The 17,303-nt window shown below is 62.5% G+C and carries 10 protein-coding genes; 4 read left to right on the top strand and 6 right to left on the bottom strand.

Features of this window, described 5'->3' with window-relative positions; all coding sequences use genetic code 11:
- Positions 1 to 84: 84 nt before the first annotated feature.
- The 4 genes from tuf to rpsL form a co-directional block, all read right to left on the bottom strand.
- Positions 85 to 1,278, bottom strand: a complete 1,194-nt coding sequence (tuf, locus tag CTEST_RS01955) for an elongation factor Tu (RefSeq protein WP_047252302.1) — start codon at positions 1,276 to 1,278, stop codon at positions 85 to 87.
- Positions 1,279 to 1,633: 355 nt separating this feature from the next.
- Positions 1,634 to 3,757, bottom strand: coding sequence for an elongation factor G (gene fusA / locus CTEST_RS01950; protein WP_047252301.1), 2,124 nt, complete (start codon positions 3,755 to 3,757; stop codon positions 1,634 to 1,636).
- Positions 3,758 to 3,990: 233 nt separating this feature from the next.
- Complete coding sequence (gene rpsG / locus CTEST_RS01945) at positions 3,991 to 4,458, bottom strand: 30S ribosomal protein S7 (RefSeq protein ID WP_047252300.1); 468 nt, start codon at positions 4,456 to 4,458, stop codon at positions 3,991 to 3,993.
- A 3-nt stretch (positions 4,459 to 4,461) separates the two neighbouring features.
- Positions 4,462 to 4,833 carry a 30S ribosomal protein S12 gene (gene rpsL, locus CTEST_RS01940; RefSeq protein WP_047252299.1) on the bottom strand — a complete coding sequence of 124 codons (372 nt, stop codon included), beginning with the start codon at positions 4,831 to 4,833 and terminating at the stop codon, positions 4,462 to 4,464.
- A 240-nt stretch (positions 4,834 to 5,073) separates the two neighbouring features.
- Between rpsL and CTEST_RS01935 the strand changes: the two genes are divergently transcribed.
- The 4 genes from CTEST_RS01935 (at position 5,074) to CTEST_RS01920 (ending at position 9,345) form a co-directional block, all read left to right on the top strand.
- Positions 5,074 to 6,138 (top strand): alpha/beta fold hydrolase, encoded by a 1,065-nt coding sequence (locus CTEST_RS01935; RefSeq protein WP_236686118.1) that lies wholly within the window; start codon positions 5,074 to 5,076, stop codon positions 6,136 to 6,138.
- A gap of 156 nt (positions 6,139 to 6,294) precedes the next feature.
- Entirely contained in the window at positions 6,295 to 8,070 is a 1,776-nt protein-coding gene (locus CTEST_RS01930; RefSeq protein ID WP_236686117.1) for a ribonucleoside triphosphate reductase, read from the top strand.
- On the top strand, positions 8,045 to 8,707 hold the full coding sequence (locus CTEST_RS01925; protein ID WP_047252297.1) for an anaerobic ribonucleoside-triphosphate reductase activating protein: 663 nt from the start codon (positions 8,045 to 8,047) through the stop codon (positions 8,705 to 8,707). The genes CTEST_RS01930 and CTEST_RS01925 overlap by 26 nt, the downstream gene beginning before the upstream one ends.
- Entirely contained in the window at positions 8,704 to 9,345 is a 642-nt protein-coding gene (locus CTEST_RS01920; protein ID WP_047252296.1) for a DUF1707 SHOCT-like domain-containing protein, read from the top strand. Before CTEST_RS01925 ends, CTEST_RS01920 begins: the two co-directional genes overlap by 4 nt.
- A gap of 277 nt (positions 9,346 to 9,622) precedes the next feature.
- Here CTEST_RS01920 and CTEST_RS01915 read toward each other — a convergent pair whose 3' ends face one another.
- A complete protein-coding gene (locus tag CTEST_RS01915; RefSeq protein WP_047252295.1) occupies positions 9,623 to 13,633 on the bottom strand; it encodes a DNA-directed RNA polymerase subunit beta' in 4,011 nt (1,336 codons plus the stop codon).
- Between the two features lie 63 nt (positions 13,634 to 13,696).
- On the bottom strand, positions 13,697 to 17,200 hold the full coding sequence (gene rpoB / locus CTEST_RS01910; protein ID WP_201774826.1) for a DNA-directed RNA polymerase subunit beta: 3,504 nt from the start codon (positions 17,198 to 17,200) through the stop codon (positions 13,697 to 13,699).
- Between the last annotated feature and the right edge of the window lie 103 nt (positions 17,201 to 17,303).

The raw sequence follows: 17,303 nt of genomic DNA, 5'->3' as shown, positions 1-17,303 counted from the left end.
GATACCGCTTAGCTGTAGAAAACCGAAAAGGGGCCCGAAGGAAAATCCTCCAGGCCCCTCTCAGGGTTTTAGATCACAAAGTAATTACTTGATGATCTTGGTGACGCGGCCAGCGCCGACGGTGCGGGAGCCCTCGCGGATAGCGAAGCGCAGGCCCTCGTCCATAGCGACCGGCTGGATCAGGGTGACGGTCATGTCGACGTTGTCGCCGGGCATAACCATCTCGGTGCCCTCCGGCAGCTTCACGACGCCGGTGACGTCGGTGGTGCGGAAGTAGAACTGCGGGCGGTAGTTATCGAAGAACGGGGTGTGGCGGCCGCCCTCGTCCTTGGACAGGACGTAGACGGAACCCTCGAACTCGGTGTGGGGGGTGTAAGCGCCCGGCTTGATGATGACCTGGCCACGCTCAACGTCCTCGCGCTTGATGCCACGAAGCAGCAGACCACAGTTGTCGCCAGCCTCGGTGTAGTCGAGGAGCTTACGGAACATCTCGATACCGGTGACGGTGGTGGTGGTGGACTTCTCCTTGATGCCGATGATCTCGACATCCTCGTTGACGCGCAGGGAGCCACGCTCAACACGGCCGGTCACGACGGTGCCGCGGCCGGTGATGGTGAAGATGTCCTCGATCGGCATCAGGAACGGCTTGTCGGTCTCGCGGACCGGATCCGGGATGGAATCGTCCACAGCCTGCATGAGCTCCAGGATCTGCTTGGTCCACTTCTCGTCGCCTTCCAGAGCCTTCAGAGCGGAGATCTGGATGATGGGGGCGTCCTCATCGTAATCCTGCTCAGCCAGAAGCTCGCGGACCTCCATCTCGACGAGTTCAATCATGTCTTCGTCAACGTCAGGAGAGTCGCACTTGTTCAGGGCAACGAGGATGTAAGGAACGCCAACCTGGCGAGCCAGCAGCACGTGCTCGCGGGTCTGCGGCATCGGGCCGTCGGTTGCGGCGACGACGAGGATAGCGCCGTCCATCTGAGCAGCGCCGGTGATCATGTTCTTGATGTAGTCGGCGTGGCCCGGAGCATCGACGTGCGCGTAGTGGCGCTTCTCGGTCTGGTACTCAACGTGGGAGATGTTGATCGTGATGCCACGCTCCTTCTCCTCCGGTGCCTTATCAATAGCGTCGAAGGCGAAGGCCTCGTTGAGGTCCGGGTATGCGTCAGCCAGAACCTTGGTGATGGCGGCGGTGGTGGTGGTCTTGCCGTGGTCAACGTGACCAATGGTGCCGATGTTGACGTGGGGCTTCGTACGCTCGAATTTCGCCTTTGCCACTGTATGTCCTCCTGGACTTCATGGTGGCTACGACCTTCGCAGCCACGTTGGTTGACAGTCTCCATCAGGCGCAACGCTAATTCGGCGCTGCGCACAATGGTCTCACAATGTGCCAGTTACACGATCCTAGGTTTAGGCGGCTGTTTTTTCAAACTGCAGCCGGTTTACCCGAGGATCTCACGCGGGGTAACGGCCGACTCAATGTTCACTGTGATCGAACAAGCCCAGTGAGCATTCAGCCCGACCGCTACCCACACCGTGGGTGTCGGGGCCACCGTGACTGCTAATCTGCGCCGCGGCACGGCGGAGCAGATAAGCGAAAAGCCAGTCACGGCCTCCCGACTAGCGGCAACTGTTAGTTGCCGGTGCGCTCGGAGATGATGGCCTCAGAGACGCTGTTGGGGACCTCGGCGTAAGAGTCGAAGACCATGGTGTAGTTCGCACGACCCTGGGTCTTGGAACGCAGGTCGCCGACGTAGCCGAACATCTCGGACAGCGGAACCTTAGCCTTGACGACCTTGGCGCCGGAACGATCGTCCATGGAGTTGACCTGGCCACGGCGGGAGTTGATGTCGCCGATGACCTCGCCCATGTACTCCTCCGGGGTGACAACCTCGACGGCCATCAGCGGCTCAAGCAGGACCGGCTTAGCCTTGGCCACAGCCTCCTTGAGTGCCTGGGAACCGGCGACCTTGAAGGCCATTTCCGAGGAGTCAACCTCGTGGTACTGGCCGTCGAGCAGGGTGGCCTTGATGTTGACCAGCGGGAAGCCAGCGAGGTAGCCGTACTGCATGGCGTCCTGGATGCCGGCGTCAACGGAAGGAATGTACTCGCGCGGAACGCGACCACCGGTGACGGCATTTTCGAACTTGTACAGAGCTGACTCGCCCTCTGCCAGCTCGTCCTCGGACGGAGCGTAGGGCTCCAGGGAGATGATGACCTTAGCGAACTGGCCGGAGCCACCCGTCTGCTTCTTGTGGGTGTACTCAAGCTTCTCGACGGGCTTGCGGATCGTCTCGCGGTAAGCAACCTGCGGGGCGCCGACGTTAGCCTCAACCTTGTACTCGCGCTTCATGCGGTCGACGAGGACGTCGAGGTGGAGCTCGCCCATGCCGCCGATGACGGTCTGGCCGGACTCGTCGTCCAGCTCGACGGTGAAGGTCGGGTCCTCTTCAGAGAGCTTCTGAATGGCGACGCCGAGCTTCTCCTGGTCGGACTTGGTCTTCGGCTCGATGGAGACCTTGATCACCGGGTCCGGGAAGTCCATGGACTCGAGGATGATCGGGGCATCCTGTGCGGACAGGGTGTCACCGGTGGTGGTGTCCTTGAGGCCGATGAAGGCGTAGATGTTGCCAGCCAGAGCCTCGTCGACCGGGTTCTCCTTGTTGGCGTGCATCTGGAAGAGCTTGCCGATGCGCTCCTTCTTGTCCTTGGTGGAGTTGAGCACCTGGTTACCCGGCTCAACGCGACCCGAGTAGACACGGACGAAGGTCAGCTTGCCGAAGAACGGGTGAGCTGCAATCTTGAACGCCAGAGCCGAGAAAGGCTCGTCGACGGACGGCTTGCGGGTGATGATCTCAGCGTCATCGCCGAGTGCATGGCCCTCAACCTCGCCCACGTCAAGCGGGTTCGGCAGGTAGGCAACGACGGCGTCGAGCAGCGGCTGGATGCCCTTGTTGCGGTAGGCGGTGCCACAGAAGACCGGGTAGATGTCGGAGTTAACGACCATCTTGCGGATAGCGCCCTGGATCTCTTCCTTGGTCAGCTCTTCGCCGCCAAAGTACTTCTCCATGAGAGCGTCATCGGACTCAGCGACCGTCTCGAGCAGCTTCTCGCGGTACTCTGCAGCGCGCTCCTGCAGGTCAGCCGGGATCTCCTCGATGGTGGCTTCGGTTCCGATCTCAGTAACGCCACGCCAGGTCAGAGCCTGCATGTCGATGAGGTCAACGACGCCGTCGAAGTCATCCTCAGCGCCGATCGGCAGCTGCATGACCAGCGGCTTAGCGCCGAGGCGATCGACGATGGTGTCAACCGTGTAGTAGAAGTCTGCGCCCAGCTTGTCCATCTTGTTGACAAAGCAGATACGCGGGACGTCGTACTTAGCAGCCTGACGCCAGACCTGCTCGGACTGCGGCTCAACGCCTTCCTTGCCGTCGAAGACAGCGACAGCGCCGTCGAGGACACGGAGGGAACGCTCAACCTCGACGGTGAAGTCGACGTGACCGGGGGTGTCAATGATGTTGATCTGGTTGTTCTTCCAGAAACAGGTGACGGCGGCGGAGGTGATCGTGATGCCACGCTCCTTCTCCTGCTCCATCCAGTCAGTGGTGGAGGCACCGTCGTGGGTCTCGCCAACCTTGCGGTTGATACCCGTGTAGAACAGGATGCGCTCGGTGGTGGTGGTCTTACCGGCATCGATGTGGGCCATGATGCCGATGTTGCGGACCTTGTTTAGGTCCTTAAGCACTTCTTGTGCCACGTTCTTACCCCAACTTGTAAATATGGACGCCCTTGGCTGTTACGCCAATAACGCCGTCGGTGGATAGTTCTCGTTTAATACTGCCACTAAATGGCTGCCTAGGCAGCCCTAGAAGGTCATACACCGAAGGCCCAGGCGATTGCTTGCTTTTCGACGCCCCGCCTGCCGCACATAGTGCGGCACGGTTCGGCGCGAACAAGCACGGTCGCGTGGGCCATGAGTGAGGGACTCTACTACCAGCGGTAGTGGGCGAAGGCGCGGTTGGCCTCGGCCATCTTGTGGGTGTCCTCGCGACGCTTCACGGAAGCACCGAGACCGTTGGACGCATCCAGGATCTCGTTGGCCAGGCGATCCACCATGGTGTTCTCGCGGCGCTGACGGGTGAAGGTGACCAGCCAACGCAGTGCCAGGGTGTTGGAGCGGCCCGGGCGGACCTCAACGGGAACCTGGTAGGTGGCGCCACCGACGCGGCGGGAGCGAACCTCGAGGTCCGGGCGGATGTTGCCCAGAGCCTTCTCCAGGGTGCCAACCGGATCGGTGCCGGTCTTCTCGCGGCAAGCCTCGAGAGCACCGTAGACGATGCGCTCAGCGGTGGACTTCTTGCCGTCCAGCAGAACCTTGTTCACGAGCTGGGTGACAACCTCGGACTTGTAAACCGGGTCCTTAACGACGGGGCGCTTCGGAGCTGCATTCTTACGCATTGTTTACTTCTCCTTCTTGGCGCCGTAGCGGGAACGGGCCTGCTTGCGGTCCTTGACACCCTGGGTGTCGAGGGTGCCGCGGACGATCTTGTAGCGCACACCCGGGAGGTCCTTCACACGACCGCCGCGAACGAGCACCATGGAGTGCTCCTGCAGGTTGTGGCCCTCGCCCGGGATGTAGGCGGAAACCTCGATGCCGGTGGTCAGGCGCACACGGGCGACCTTACGCAGAGCGGAGTTCGGCTTCTTAGGAGTGGTGGTGTACACGCGGGTGCACACGCCACGACGCTGGGGGGAACCCTTCAGAGCTGCGGTCGAAACCTTGCTCGTCTTATCGTGGCGGCCCTTGCGGACCAGCTGCTGAATAGTAGGCATGAACCGTCTTTCTTTGATGATCGAAGTGATGTCCGGCCGGACATCACCGACCGCGAAAACTCTAAAAGATCTGAACTAGCCCAAGTTTTCCGCTTCCCGCCGCTTCCCGCACCCGATGATCCAGGTGCCGTAAACGTGCGAAAACCAGTCAGCCGCTCTCGCTGGCTTACTGGGAGGAATTCTCAAGCTCCCACAGTGGAGACGTGGGACTGATCGCTAACCCTACCTGAGGGAGCTGCCATGACCCAAATCCGAGCTTTTGGCAGACTGGGAGCCATGAAGACGGCCGGAAAAATACTCGGCGCACTCCTCGTGTTTGCTCTCGTTCTTGGGCTGACCCTCTGGGGCGTCCGCGCTTACAACCTCCACCGCTACGCCATACCATCGGGGGATGGTAATTCAATGACCACGCATCTGGAAGCTACTCTTCGCGCTCACGGTGGCGAAGAGGTCAGAGGTGACTACCTGCGCGGCATCTATTACGCCCCCTCGGCGCCTCAACATGCCGGCACCATCATTACCTTCGGCGGTTCTGAGGGTAGCGCGGCGGATTTCCAGGCCCGCGCCTTGAGCGAGCAGGGCTACCACGCCGTAGCCCTGTACTTCTTTGGCCAGGACGGCCAACAGCGCACTCTGTCTCAGGTCCCGCTCGACTTCTTCGATGAGGCACTCGCTTGGATTGACGCCCGGGAGGAGCTGGCCGGCGGGCCGCTGACTGTCATCGGGACGTCGAAAGGCGCGGAACTGACGGCGAACCTGGCCGCTCGCTATCCCGAGATCGACAACATCGTCCTCTACACCCCCGGCGACCACACGTATTCCGGCCTCAGCTTTGATAGCCGGGAACAAGCCAGTAGTTTCACCTGGCGCGGCGCCGAGGTGCCGTTCGCCGCGTTCCCTTCCGACTTCCGGATCATGGGGCCGATGATGTTCCGCATGGCCCTTGGCCTTCCCGTGTCCTACTTGGCCACGTATGAGGCCGCGGCCGCTTCGGCCGACCCGGCCAGCCGTATCGACCTGTCCGGCTTCTCGGGGCACGGCCTGCTTTTCGCCGGCGATCAGGACGCCATGTGGCAGGCAGCGACAGCCGCCCGCAACCTCGAGGCCACCAATCCCCGGCTGGAGGCAGTGGTCTACCCGGGCGCGGGCCACCTATTCTCCGAGGATGTGGCCGCCGCGATCGGCCCCAGTTGGAAAACTATGCTGGGCGGCACCATCGAAGGTAACCGGCAAGCTAGCCGAGAATCGGGTGCTTTGTTGCGTGAGCGCCTTGCCGAATGGCACCCCTCCCCCACTCAGGGGTAAGACGCGAACGCGCAAGATACTCCTCCCTTCCCCCTAGACACCACCCCGCCACCCACAACATGTTGTGGTTCGGCAGACCACCATGGGCAGATGTTGCGCCTATCGCCGCGGTCACATTTACTTACAGGTCTGTAATTCCAACTTATGGTTGATGCCGTGACTTCCCACCGCATCGACCCATCCGCTCTCATCGAGAACTACCTCGACCGCTCCGATTGGCGAGTCAACGCCAACGCCAACCAGGACTATTCCCTCGGCGGAATGATCCTCAACTCCGCCGGCGCCATCACCGCGAACTACTGGTTGGACAATGTCTTCTCCCCCGCCGCTGGTCGCGCACACCGCGACGGGGACCTCCACATCCATGACCTCGACATGCTCTCGGGCTACTGCGCCGGTTGGTCCCTGCGCCAGCTACTGGAGGAAGGCTTCGGCGGTGTCCCCGGCACCACGTCCTCGCTCCCGCCCCGGCACTTTTCTTCTGTCTGCGGGCAGATTGTCAATTTCTTCGGCACCCTGCAAAACGAGTGGGCTGGTGCGCAGGCGTTTTCCTCCTTCGATACCTATCTCGCACCTTTCGTCCGTCTCGATTCCTTGACGTTCGACCAGGTGCGCCAGTACCTCCAGGAGTTCGTGTTCAACCTCAACGTCCCTTCCCGCTGGGGCACGCAGACCCCCTTCACCAACCTCACCTTCGATTGGGTCTGCCCGGCTGATCTCCGCGATCAGGTCCCCTTCATCGGCAATGAACCCGTCGACTTTACTTACGGGGACCTGCAGGCCGAGATGGACCTCATCAACCGGGCATTCATCGAGGTCATGGGTGACGGCGACGCCGAGGGCCGCCCGTTCACCTTCCCCATCCCCACCTACAACATCACGCCCGATTTCGATTGGGATAGCCCCAATGCGCAGGCGCTCTTTGACATGACCGCCCGCTACGGTCTGCCCTACTTCCAGAATTTCCTCAACTCCGACCTCGATCCCGGCATGATCCGCTCGATGTGCTGCCGCCTCCAACTCGACCTGCGTGAGCTGCTCAAGCGCGGCAACGGGCTCTTCGGTTCCGCCGAGCTCACGGGTTCCATCGGGGTGGTCACCCTCAACTGCGCCCGCCTGGGCTACGTCCACGCGGGGGACGAAGCCGCCTTGTTGGCGGCTGCAACGGAGCTGGTGCGACTGGGCGTCGATACGCTGGAGCGACGACGGGCTTTCGTAGCCGGGGCCCTCGACCGCGGTCTCTACCCATACACGAAGCGCTGGCTGCCCAACCTGGACAATCATTTCTCCACCATTGGCGTCAATGGCTGCAATGAGATGATCCGCAACTTCACCCGCGGGGCTTACGACCTCACCGATCCGCAGGGTCACGCGCAGGTCGCGCGCTTGCTCGATCACCTCAACGCCCTGTTGGTGGCGGCCCAGGAGGAGACCGGCCACCTCTACAACCTGGAGGCCACCCCCGCCGAGGGCGCGACCTACCGCCTGGCCAAGGAGGACCGCAAGCGCTTCCCCGACATCATTCAGGCTGGGTCGGACGAGGAGCCCTATTACACCAACTCCTCCCAGCTGCCCGTGGCGCACACCCCGGATCCCTTCGCCGCGCTCGCCGCCCAGGAGGACCTGCAGGCCAAGTACACCGGCGGCACCGTGCTCCATCTCTACATGGGCGCCGCGATGAGCTCGGGCGAGGCGTGTGCGGCGTTGGTGCGGCGCTCCTTGGAGACGTTCCGCCTGCCCTACCTCACCATCACGCCGACGTTTAGCATTTGCCAGGACCACGGCTACCTCTCCGGCGAGCACCCCACCTGCCCCTTGTGCGGTGAGCCCACCGAGATGTGGACCCGCGTGATGGGTTACTTCCGGCCAGTCCAGAGCTTCAATATTGGCAAGAAAGGCGAGTTCCGTGAGCGCGTCTATTTCCGCGAATGACCTGCCCATCGCCGGCCTCATCCCCTTCTCCGCCACCGATTGGCCCGGCCGCCTCACGGCGACAGTATTCACCCAAGGGTGCCCACTGCGCTGCACCTACTGCCACAATCCACAGCTTCAGCAGTTTCGTCCCGGCACCGTCTCCTGGCACGAGGTCACCCAGCTTATCGACGCCCGCCGTGGCCTCCTCGACGCCCTCGTCATCTCGGGTGGCGAGCCCGTGAGTTCCCCAGCGTTGCCCGCCGCCATCCGCGCCGCGCATGCGCTGGGCTTCCCGGTCGGCCTGCACACCAGTGGCTACGCACCCCACCGCCTGCGACGTCTTCTGGCGGACCCGGAGACCAGGCCCGACTGGATCGGCCTGGACATTAAGGGGCTTCCGCTCGATCTGCCACCGGTGGTCGGCTGCACTCCGCGGGTGGCGGAAGCAATGTGGGAGTCCCTGGCGGCGGTAGTAGCGTCGGGCGTCGAAACGCAGGTCCGGACCACGGTCTGGCCGGGGTCTGCGCTGGAAGCGCATCTGCCGTACCTGCAGGAACGCGTCGCCGACTACGGTGCATCTCTCGTCGTGCAATCCGCCCGCGGCTGCGATGCCTCCGGTTTCTACCTAAACAAGACCGTAGTATCGAGGGCATGACCGACAATCCTCACATCCGCGCCAGCGACGACGAGCGCAACCGGGTCATTGCCGCGCTTTCCGAGGCTTTCGCCCAAGGCCGCATCGATTACGCGGAGCTCGACGAACGCACCGAGCAGGTGTGGCGCTGCCGGTATCGCGAGGAATTGATCACCCCTCTGGAGGATCTCTTCCCCGATCCCACGGTGGTCCTCGATACTGCTGTGCCCGCCGTCATCCCCCACCGCGCCGTCTCCCCGGCATCCACCCAGGTCACCGGCGAATCCGGTGGCAGCGAGATGTCCCTGTCCATGATGGGCGGCAACGAAAAGTCCGGTGACTGGCTCTGCGCGCCGCGGCACACCTCCCTCACCGTCATGGGCGGCAACTACCTCGATCTGCGTTCCGCGCGCCTGACCTCCCGGGAAACTGAGATCGTCGCGGTCGCCGTGATGGGCGGCATCGAGATCGTCGTTCCCGAGGATGTCCGCGTCGTCAGCAGCGGCCTGGGCATCATGGGCGGATTTGGCATCACCACTGGCAAACGAGTCACCACCCGGATGAACGATCTCCCCGCCGACGCCCCCGTCATCCGTGTTTCCGGCGTGGGCCTCATGGGCTCGGTAACGGTCGTCCGCAAGCCCCGGAAGGCCACGTAGCTCCTTCCCCCCTCTTGGCGTGATATCACCCTGTCGAGATGGCCCCGATTCGTCCCGCGAGGACAGTTGAAAGGTGCCCTTTCTACAGGGTGATATCACGCCTACAGGCGAGCAGCCCACAACCCGCACTTCCACAACGGCCAAGTTGTTAAGAAGTGCGGGTTTCGCCGACTCAGTGGGCACGCAACGACAAGGCCCCACGGCCCGCTCCCGAAGGAGTGGAACCGTGGGGCCTTAAGCAGACCGAATGCAGGCTATGCCAGAAGCCTGCGACTTCCTAGAGCTGGAAGTCCTCGTCCAGCGGCACGGATGCGCCGGTGAACTCGGCGTAGCCGTCGTCGCCGTAGATCGAGTCCCCGTAGGTGGGGATCGAGTAGGCGGCGTTGCGGGCGGCCTCGGTCGGCTTGACGGAGATGTTGCGGTAGCGGGAGATGCCGGTACCGGCCGGGATCAGCTTACCGATGATCACGTTCTCCTTCAGGCCGATGAGCTGGTCAGAGCGACGGTTGATCGCAGCATCGGTCAGGACACGAGTGGTCTCCTGGAACGATGCGGCGGACAGCCAGGACTCGGTAGCCAGCGAGGCCTTGGTGATGCCCATGATCTGGTCGCGCAGCTCGGCGGGCTGGCCGCCTTCGGCGCGGATCGCGGCGTTGACGCGACGTGCCTCGGACAGGTCAACCAGGGTGCCCGGCAGGAAGTCGGTGGAGCCGGCTTCGATGACGGTACCGCGGCGCAGCATCTGGCGGATGATGATCTCGATGTGCTTGTCGTGGATGGCCACACCCTGGGTGCGGTAGACGGCTTGCACTTCGTCGATAAGGTGCTTTTCGACGCCGCGACGACGCAGCACCCGCAGCACATCGTGCGGGTCGGCGGGTCCGCGCAGGATGCGCTCGCCCAGCTTGAGGTGGTCACCGTCGCGCAGGGTGCGCTCGATGAACACGCCAGCGTTGTTCTCCATGGCGACGCGGATCTGGGCGAGGCCCTGTCGCTTGGACAGCTTCTCGTAGACCTTCTCCTCGGAGCCATCGTCGGAGGTCAGCGTCAACCGGTAGAAGTTGCCGTCGTCCTCGAGGTGAACGGTGCCGTCGAACTCCGCGATCGGGGAGGCGTTCTTGGGCACGCGGGCCTCGAACAGCTCCTGGACACGCGGGAGGCCGCCGGTGATGTCGCCACCGACACCACCCTGGTGGAAGGTACGCATGGTCAGCTGGGTACCGGGCTCACCGATCGACTGAGCAGCGACAATGCCGACTGCCTCGCCGATGTCAACGAGCTGGCCCGATGCCATGGACTTGCCGTAGCACTTGGCGCAGACGCCGGTGGGCGTCTGGCAAGTGAGGACGGAGCGGACCTTGACTTCGGTGACACCGTTGAGCACGAGCTCGTCGATACGCGATTCAGTGAGCTCGTCGCCAGCGGCGTAGAGCTGCTCACCGTCGGCACCATTGATCTCGGTAGCCAAGACTCGGCCGGAGACAGACGTCTCGACCAAGGGGTGGCGGGCGAAGCCGGTGACGGTGCCTTCGGCGTCCTTGACCTCGATGGCGACGGGGACGCGAACGCCCTGACGGGTGCCACAGTCGTCCTCGCGGACGATGACGTCCTGGGCCACGTCGACGAGACGACGGGTCAGGTAGCCGGAGTCAGCGGTACGCAGCGCGGTATCGGCCAGGCCCTTACGGGAACCGTGCGAGTTGTTGAAGTACTCGAGAACGGAGAGGCCTTCGCGGAAGGAGGTCTTGATCGGTCGGGTGATGTAGTCACCCTTGGAGTTCACGACCATGCCCTTCATACCAGCCAGGGTCCAGATCTGACGCATGTTGCCGGCAGCGCCGGACTTCACGATCATCGGGATCGGGTTGTCGTCGGGGTAGAGCTCCTCGACGGCCTTACCCACCTGGTTGGTAGCGTCCTGCCACAGCTCGACCAGACGGTCGTAGCGGTCGCGCTCACGCAGCGCACCCTTGACCCAGTACTTGTCTTCGATGTCACGGGCCTCGGCCTCGTAACGCTCGAGGATCTCCTCCTTGTTGGGGAGGACCAAAACGTCGGACATGGCGATGGTGACGCCGGAACGGGTGGCCCAGTAGAAGCCAGCGTCCTTCATCTTGTCCATCGTCTGAGCGACGGTGATCATCGGGTAGGTGGCTGCGAGGTCGTTGATGACGTCGCCGAGCAGAATGTTGCCAGCGCCGCCACCCTTACGGACCATGACGCCCTCCAGGTACGGGTAGTTCCACGGCAGCAGCTCGTTGAACATGACGCGACCAAGGGTGGTCTCCGCCATCCAGGTCTGACCCTGCTCCCAACCGTCGGGGAACTGCTCAGCCTCGATGTCAGCCGGGGGACGCAGGTGCGAAATCCGGACGTGGATCGGGGCCTGCAGACCCAGAACACCCAGATCGCGAGCCATGATGGCCTCGGCGTAGGACGAGTAGACGCCCTGCTCCGGACCGTTCTCATCGGCCGGCTTGTAGGCGCCCTGGCCACCAATCTCGTTCTCGGACTTACCCATAGTCAGGAAGTACAGACCCGTGACCATGTCCAGGCGCGGCATAGCCAACGGCTTGCCGGAGGCCGGGGACAGGATGTTGTTCGAGGCGAGCATGAGCACGCGAGCTTCGGCCTGAGCCTCGGCGGACAGCGGCAGGTGGACTGCCATCTGGTCACCGTCGAAGTCGGCGTTGAAGGCTTCACACGCGAGCGGGTGCAGCTGAATGGCCTTACCCTCGACGAGCTTCGGCTCGAAGGCCTGGATACCCAGGCGGTGCAGGGTAGGTGCACGGTTGAGCATGACCGGGTGCTCGGAGATAGCCTCCTCGAGCACGTCCCACACCTCGGGACGCTGACGCTCGACCATGCGCTTAGCGGACTTGATGTTCTGCGCGTACTCGTTTTCCACCAGTCGCTTCATCACGAACGGCTTGAACAGCTCGAGAGCCATGAGCTTCGGCAGACCACACTCGTGCAGCTTGAGCTGCGGGCCGACGATAATGACCGAACGGCCAGAGTAGTCGACTCGCTTACCCAGCAGGTTCTGACGGAAACGACCCTGCTTGCCCTTGAGCAGGTCAGACAGCGACTTCAGCGGGCGGTTGCCCGGTCCGGTGACCGGGCGGCCGCGACGACCGTTGTCGAAGAGAGCGTCGACAGATTCCTGCAGCATGCGCTTCTCGTTGTTCACGATGATCTCGGGGGCACCGAGATCGATCATGCGCTTGAGGCGGTTGTTGCGGTTGATCACACGACGGTAGAGGTCGTTGAGGTCGGAGGTGGCGAAGCGGCCACCATCAAGCTGGACCATCGGGCGCAGCTCCGGCGGGATCACCGGAACGCAGTCGAGGACCATGCCAGCGGGGTCGTTGCCGGAACGCTGGAACGCGGCAACCACCTTGAGGCGCTTGAGAGCGCGCATCTTCTTCTGACCCTTGCCCTCATTGATGATGGTGCGCAGGATCTCGGCCTCGGCGTCGAGGTCGAAGTTGCGGATAAGCGTCTGAATTGCTTCAGCGCCCATGCCGCCGGTGAAGTACTCCTCGTAGCGGTCGACGAGTTCTTCGTACACGGTCTCATCAATGATCATCTGCTTGGGAGCAAGCTTGATGAAGGTCTGCCAGATCTCCTCCAGGCGGTCGATCTCGCGCTCCGCGCGCTCGCGGATGTGCTGCATCTCCTTGTCGGCGGCGGACTGCACCTTGCGACGGGCGTCGGCCTTAGCGCCGGCAGCCTCGAGCTCAGCGAGGTCCTCCTCCAACTTGGCAGCGCGCTCAGCGATCTCAGCCTCGGCGTCAGCCTCGACGTCCTTCTTCTCCAGCAGCATGTCTGCTTCGAGGGTGGACTGATCGTTGTGGCGAGCTTCCTCATCAACAGAGGTGATGATGTTGGCAGCGAAGTAGATGATTCGCTCCAGGTCCTTCGGAGCCAGGTCCAGAAGGTAGCCAAGACGCGACGGAACACCCTTGAAGTACCAGATGTGGGTGACTGGGGCGGCCAGCTCGATGTGGCCCATGCGCTCACGGCGGACCTTGGACTTGGTCACCTCGACGCCACAGCGCTCACAGATGATGCCCTTGTAACGGACCCGCTTGTACTTGCCGCAGGCACACTCCCAGTCGCGGGTAGGGCCGAAGATGCGCTCGCAGAAGAGGCCGTCCTTCTCCGGCTTGAGGGTGCGATAGTTAATGGTCTCCGGCTTCTTGACCTCGCCCTTGGACCAACGGCGAATGTCGTCGGCAGTGGCCAGGCCGATGCGGAGCTCTTCGAAGAGGTTTACGTCGAACACGTAACTCCCTTTCCCCTCCCGGCTGGGAGGGATTGAATGGCGAATATCGTCGATTGTGGTCTGTTAGCTGACGTCAGCGTCGGAGCGCTCGTCGTGGGACAGGTTGATGCCCAGCGAGGATCCAGCGGAGTCGAGCTCGTCGTCATCAGAACCAGACAGTTCCATCGGGGTGCCGTCGGCGGAGAGAACCTCCACGTTGAGGCACAGGGACTGCAGCTCCTTGAGGAGAACCTTGAAGGACTCGGGGATACCCGGGTCCGGGATGTTCTCGCCCTTAACGATTGCCTCGTAGACCTTGACACGGCCGACGACGTCATCGGACTTGATGGTCAGAAGCTCCTGCAGCGTGTAGGCAGCACCATATGCCTGCATTGCCCACACCTCCATCTCACCGAAGCGCTGGCCACCGAACTGGGCCTTACCGCCGAGCGGCTGCTGGGTGATCATGGAGTACGGGCCGGTAGAGCGGGCGTGGATCTTCTCGTCCACCAGGTGGTGGAGCTTGAGGAGGTACATGTAGCCCACCGAAACGGGGTACGGGAACGGCTCGCCAGAGCGACCGTCGAGGAGCATCGTCTTGCCGGTCTCGTCGACCATGACGTCGCCGTCACGGTTCGGGCGGGAGTTAGCCAGCAGGCCGGAGAGCTCTTCGTTGGTGGCACCGTCGAAGACGGGGGTCGCGGTGAGCGACCCGGCGGGGACGTCGTAAAGCTCCTCGGGGAGGGTCTTGATGAGCTCAGCGTTCTTCGGATCCTCCGGATCCACGGACCAGCCGGCTGCTGCCAGCCAACCGAGGTGGATCTCCAGGACCTGGCCGATGTTCATACGACGCGGGACACCGTGGGTGTTCAAGATGATGTCGACGGGAGTTCCGTCGGCCATGAACGGCATATCCTCCGGCGGGAGGATCTTGCCCACGACGCCCTTGTTGCCGTGGCGGCCGGCGAGCTTGTCGCCGTCCTGGATCTTGCGCTTCTGAGCCACGTAGACGCGGATCATCTCGTTCACGCCGGGAGCCAGATCGTCGTCGTCCTCGCGGGCGAAGCGACGAACACCAATGACCTTGCCGTTTTCGCCGTGCGGCACCTTCATGGAGGTGTCGCGGACCTCGCGGGCCTTCTCGCCGAAGATGGCGCGCAGCAAACGCTCCTCCGGGGTCAGCTCGGTCTCGCCCTTCGGGGTGACCTTGCCGACGAGGATGTCGCCAGCGCGGACGTCGGCGCCGATGCGGACAATGCCGCGGTCGTCGAGGTCGCGCAGGACATCTTCGGAGACGTTCGGGATCTCACGAGTGATTTCCTCGGCACCGAGCTTGGTGTCGCGGGCATCGATCTCGTGCTCCTCGATGTGGATGGAGGTGAGGATGTCCTCTTCCACCACACGCTGGTTGAGGATGATCGCGTCCTCGTAGTTGTGGCCTTCCCACGGCATGAACGCAACCAGGAGGTTACGGCCGAGGGACATTTCACCGTTGTGAGTACCGGGGCCGTCGGCGATAACCTGACCAGCCTCGACGCGCTCGCCCATGTTGACCAGCGGGGTCTGGTTGTAGCTCGTGCCCTGGTTGGTGCGCTCGAACTTGCGCAGCAGGTAGGTGTCGCGGATGCCCTCATCGTCCATGATGGTGATGACGTCAGCCGAGACATTTTCCACCACACCAGCCTTCGGGGTGATGACCATATCGCCAGCATCGTAAGCAGCGCGCTTTTCCATGCCGGTGCCCACGTACGGAGCTTCAGCGCGGACCAGCGGCACAGCCTGACGCTGCATGTTCGCGCCCATGAGGGCACGGTTTGCATCGTCGTGCTCGAGGAACGGAATCATCGCGGTAGCGACAGAGACCATCTGGCGCGGGGATACGTCGATGTAGTCCACACCGTAACCGTCGGTGACCACGCCGATAGCGCCGTCCTTGAGGCGAACCTCAATGCGGTCAGCGGTGATGACGCCGTCAGCGTCGCGCTCGATAGAGGCCTGCGCAATGGCGTAGCGATCCTCCTCGTCGGCGGTGAGGTACTCGACGATGTCGGTCACTCGGCCTTCAACGACCTTGAGGTACGGGGTCTCAATGAATCCGAAAGCATTCACCCGAGCGTAAGACGCGAGCGAACCGATGAGGCCAATGTTCGGGCCTTCCGGGGTCTCAATCGGGCACATGCGGCCGTAGTGAGACGGGTGAACGTCGCGGACCTCAATGCCAGCGCGCTCACGGGACAGGCCACCCGGGCCCAGTGCGGACAGACGACGCTTGTGGGTCAGACCCGACAGCGAGTTGTTCTGGTCCATGAACTGGGACAGCTGGGAGGTACCGAAGAACTCACGGATCGCGGCCGAGACCGGACGGACGTTGATCAGCGAGGTCGGGGTGATCGACTCAGCATCCTGCGTGGTCATGCGCTCGCGGACGACGCGCTCCATGCGGGACAGGCCAACGCGGACCTGGTTTTGAATCAGCTCACCGACGGTGCGCAGACGACGGTTACCAAAGTGGTCGATGTCGTCGGTCTCCACCGGAATGATCTCACCGGTCGGGGAGGTCATGGAACGCTCACCAACGTGCAGGCGAACGAGGTATTCCAGGGTGGTGGCAATGTCCTCTTCGGTCAGCGTCATCAGACCGTCGTGGTCGCCGCCCAGGCCGAGCTTGCGGTTGACCTTGTAGCGGCCCACCTTAGCCAGGTCGTAGCGCTTCGCACGGAAGAACGAGTTGTCCAGCAGGGAACGAGCAAGGTCGCGCGTGGGCTGCTCGCCCGGACGCTGCTTGCGGTAGATCTCCAGCAAAGCCTCATCGGTGTTGGCCACACCATCAGACTCGAGGGTGGACATCATGATCTCAGAGAAGCCGAATCGCTCCTGAATCTGCTCGGTGGTCCAACCAAGGGCCTTGAGCAGCACCGTCACCGGCTGGCGACGCTTACGGTCAATGCGGACACCTACGGTGTCTCGCTTATCGACGTCGAATTCGAGCCACGCACCGCGGGAAGGAATCACCTTCACCGAGTGCAGGGGTCGCTCCGTAGACTTGTCGATCGTCTGGTCAAAGTAGACGCCCGGGGAACGGACGAGCTGAGAGACCACGACACGCTCCGTGCCGTTGACGATGAACGTGCCCTTCGGCGTCATCATCGGGAAATCACCAATGAACACCGTCTGAGACTTGATCTCTTGGGTTTCATTGTTAATGAACTCTGCCGTCACATACAGCGGCGCAGAGTAGTTAATGTCTTTGTCCTTGCACTCATCAATAGAGTTCTTCACCGGCTCAAAGCGCGGCTCGGACAGCGACAACGACATGTTCTCGGAGTAGTCCTGAATCGGCGACAACTCATCGAGAATATCCTCGAGTCCACTGGTCACGCGGGCTTCCGGCCCACGCTCCTCCTGATGGCGGGCACGCCACTCGGGCGTACCGATCAGCCACGCGAAGGATTCACGCTGCAGGTCAAGAAGACCCGGAACTTCGATGGGCGCGGAGATCTTAGCGAAAGAGTATCGCTTCGGGGCTCCGGGGATGTCGGTCACTGACTTGGTCTGGCGGGAGACTGCCAAGATGGGTCCTTCCAGCACCTCACGCGGGTGGCGATTGCTCTGGCTAACAATCGTCGAATCCGCTGGTAAAATTAGCATTCGGTCTGCTGTGGAATGTGCGCCCCCAGGTAGCACAAAATCA

Origin of the sequence: Corynebacterium testudinoris (genome assembly GCF_001021045.1) — a bacterium.
Taxonomy (GTDB): domain Bacteria; phylum Actinomycetota; class Actinomycetes; order Mycobacteriales; family Mycobacteriaceae; genus Corynebacterium; species Corynebacterium testudinoris.
The sequence above is the reverse complement of the archived record's forward strand: the minus strand, read 5'-3'. Positions and strand labels throughout refer to the sequence as shown.

What these genes read in the sequence shown, in the direction of transcription:
- rpsG (WP_047252300.1), bottom strand. Translation starts at nt 4,458, where the DNA reads ATGCGTAAGAATGCAGCTCCGAAGCGCCCCGTCGTTAAGGACCCGGTT.
- rpsL (WP_047252299.1), bottom strand. Translation starts at nt 4,833, where the DNA reads ATGCCTACTATTCAGCAGCTGGTCCGCAAGGGCCGCCACGATAAGACG.
- CTEST_RS01935 (WP_236686118.1), top strand. Translation starts at nt 5,074, where the DNA reads ATGACCCAAATCCGAGCTTTTGGCAGACTGGGAGCCATGAAGACGGCC.
- CTEST_RS01920 (WP_047252296.1), top strand. Translation starts at nt 8,704, where the DNA reads ATGACCGACAATCCTCACATCCGCGCCAGCGACGACGAGCGCAACCGG.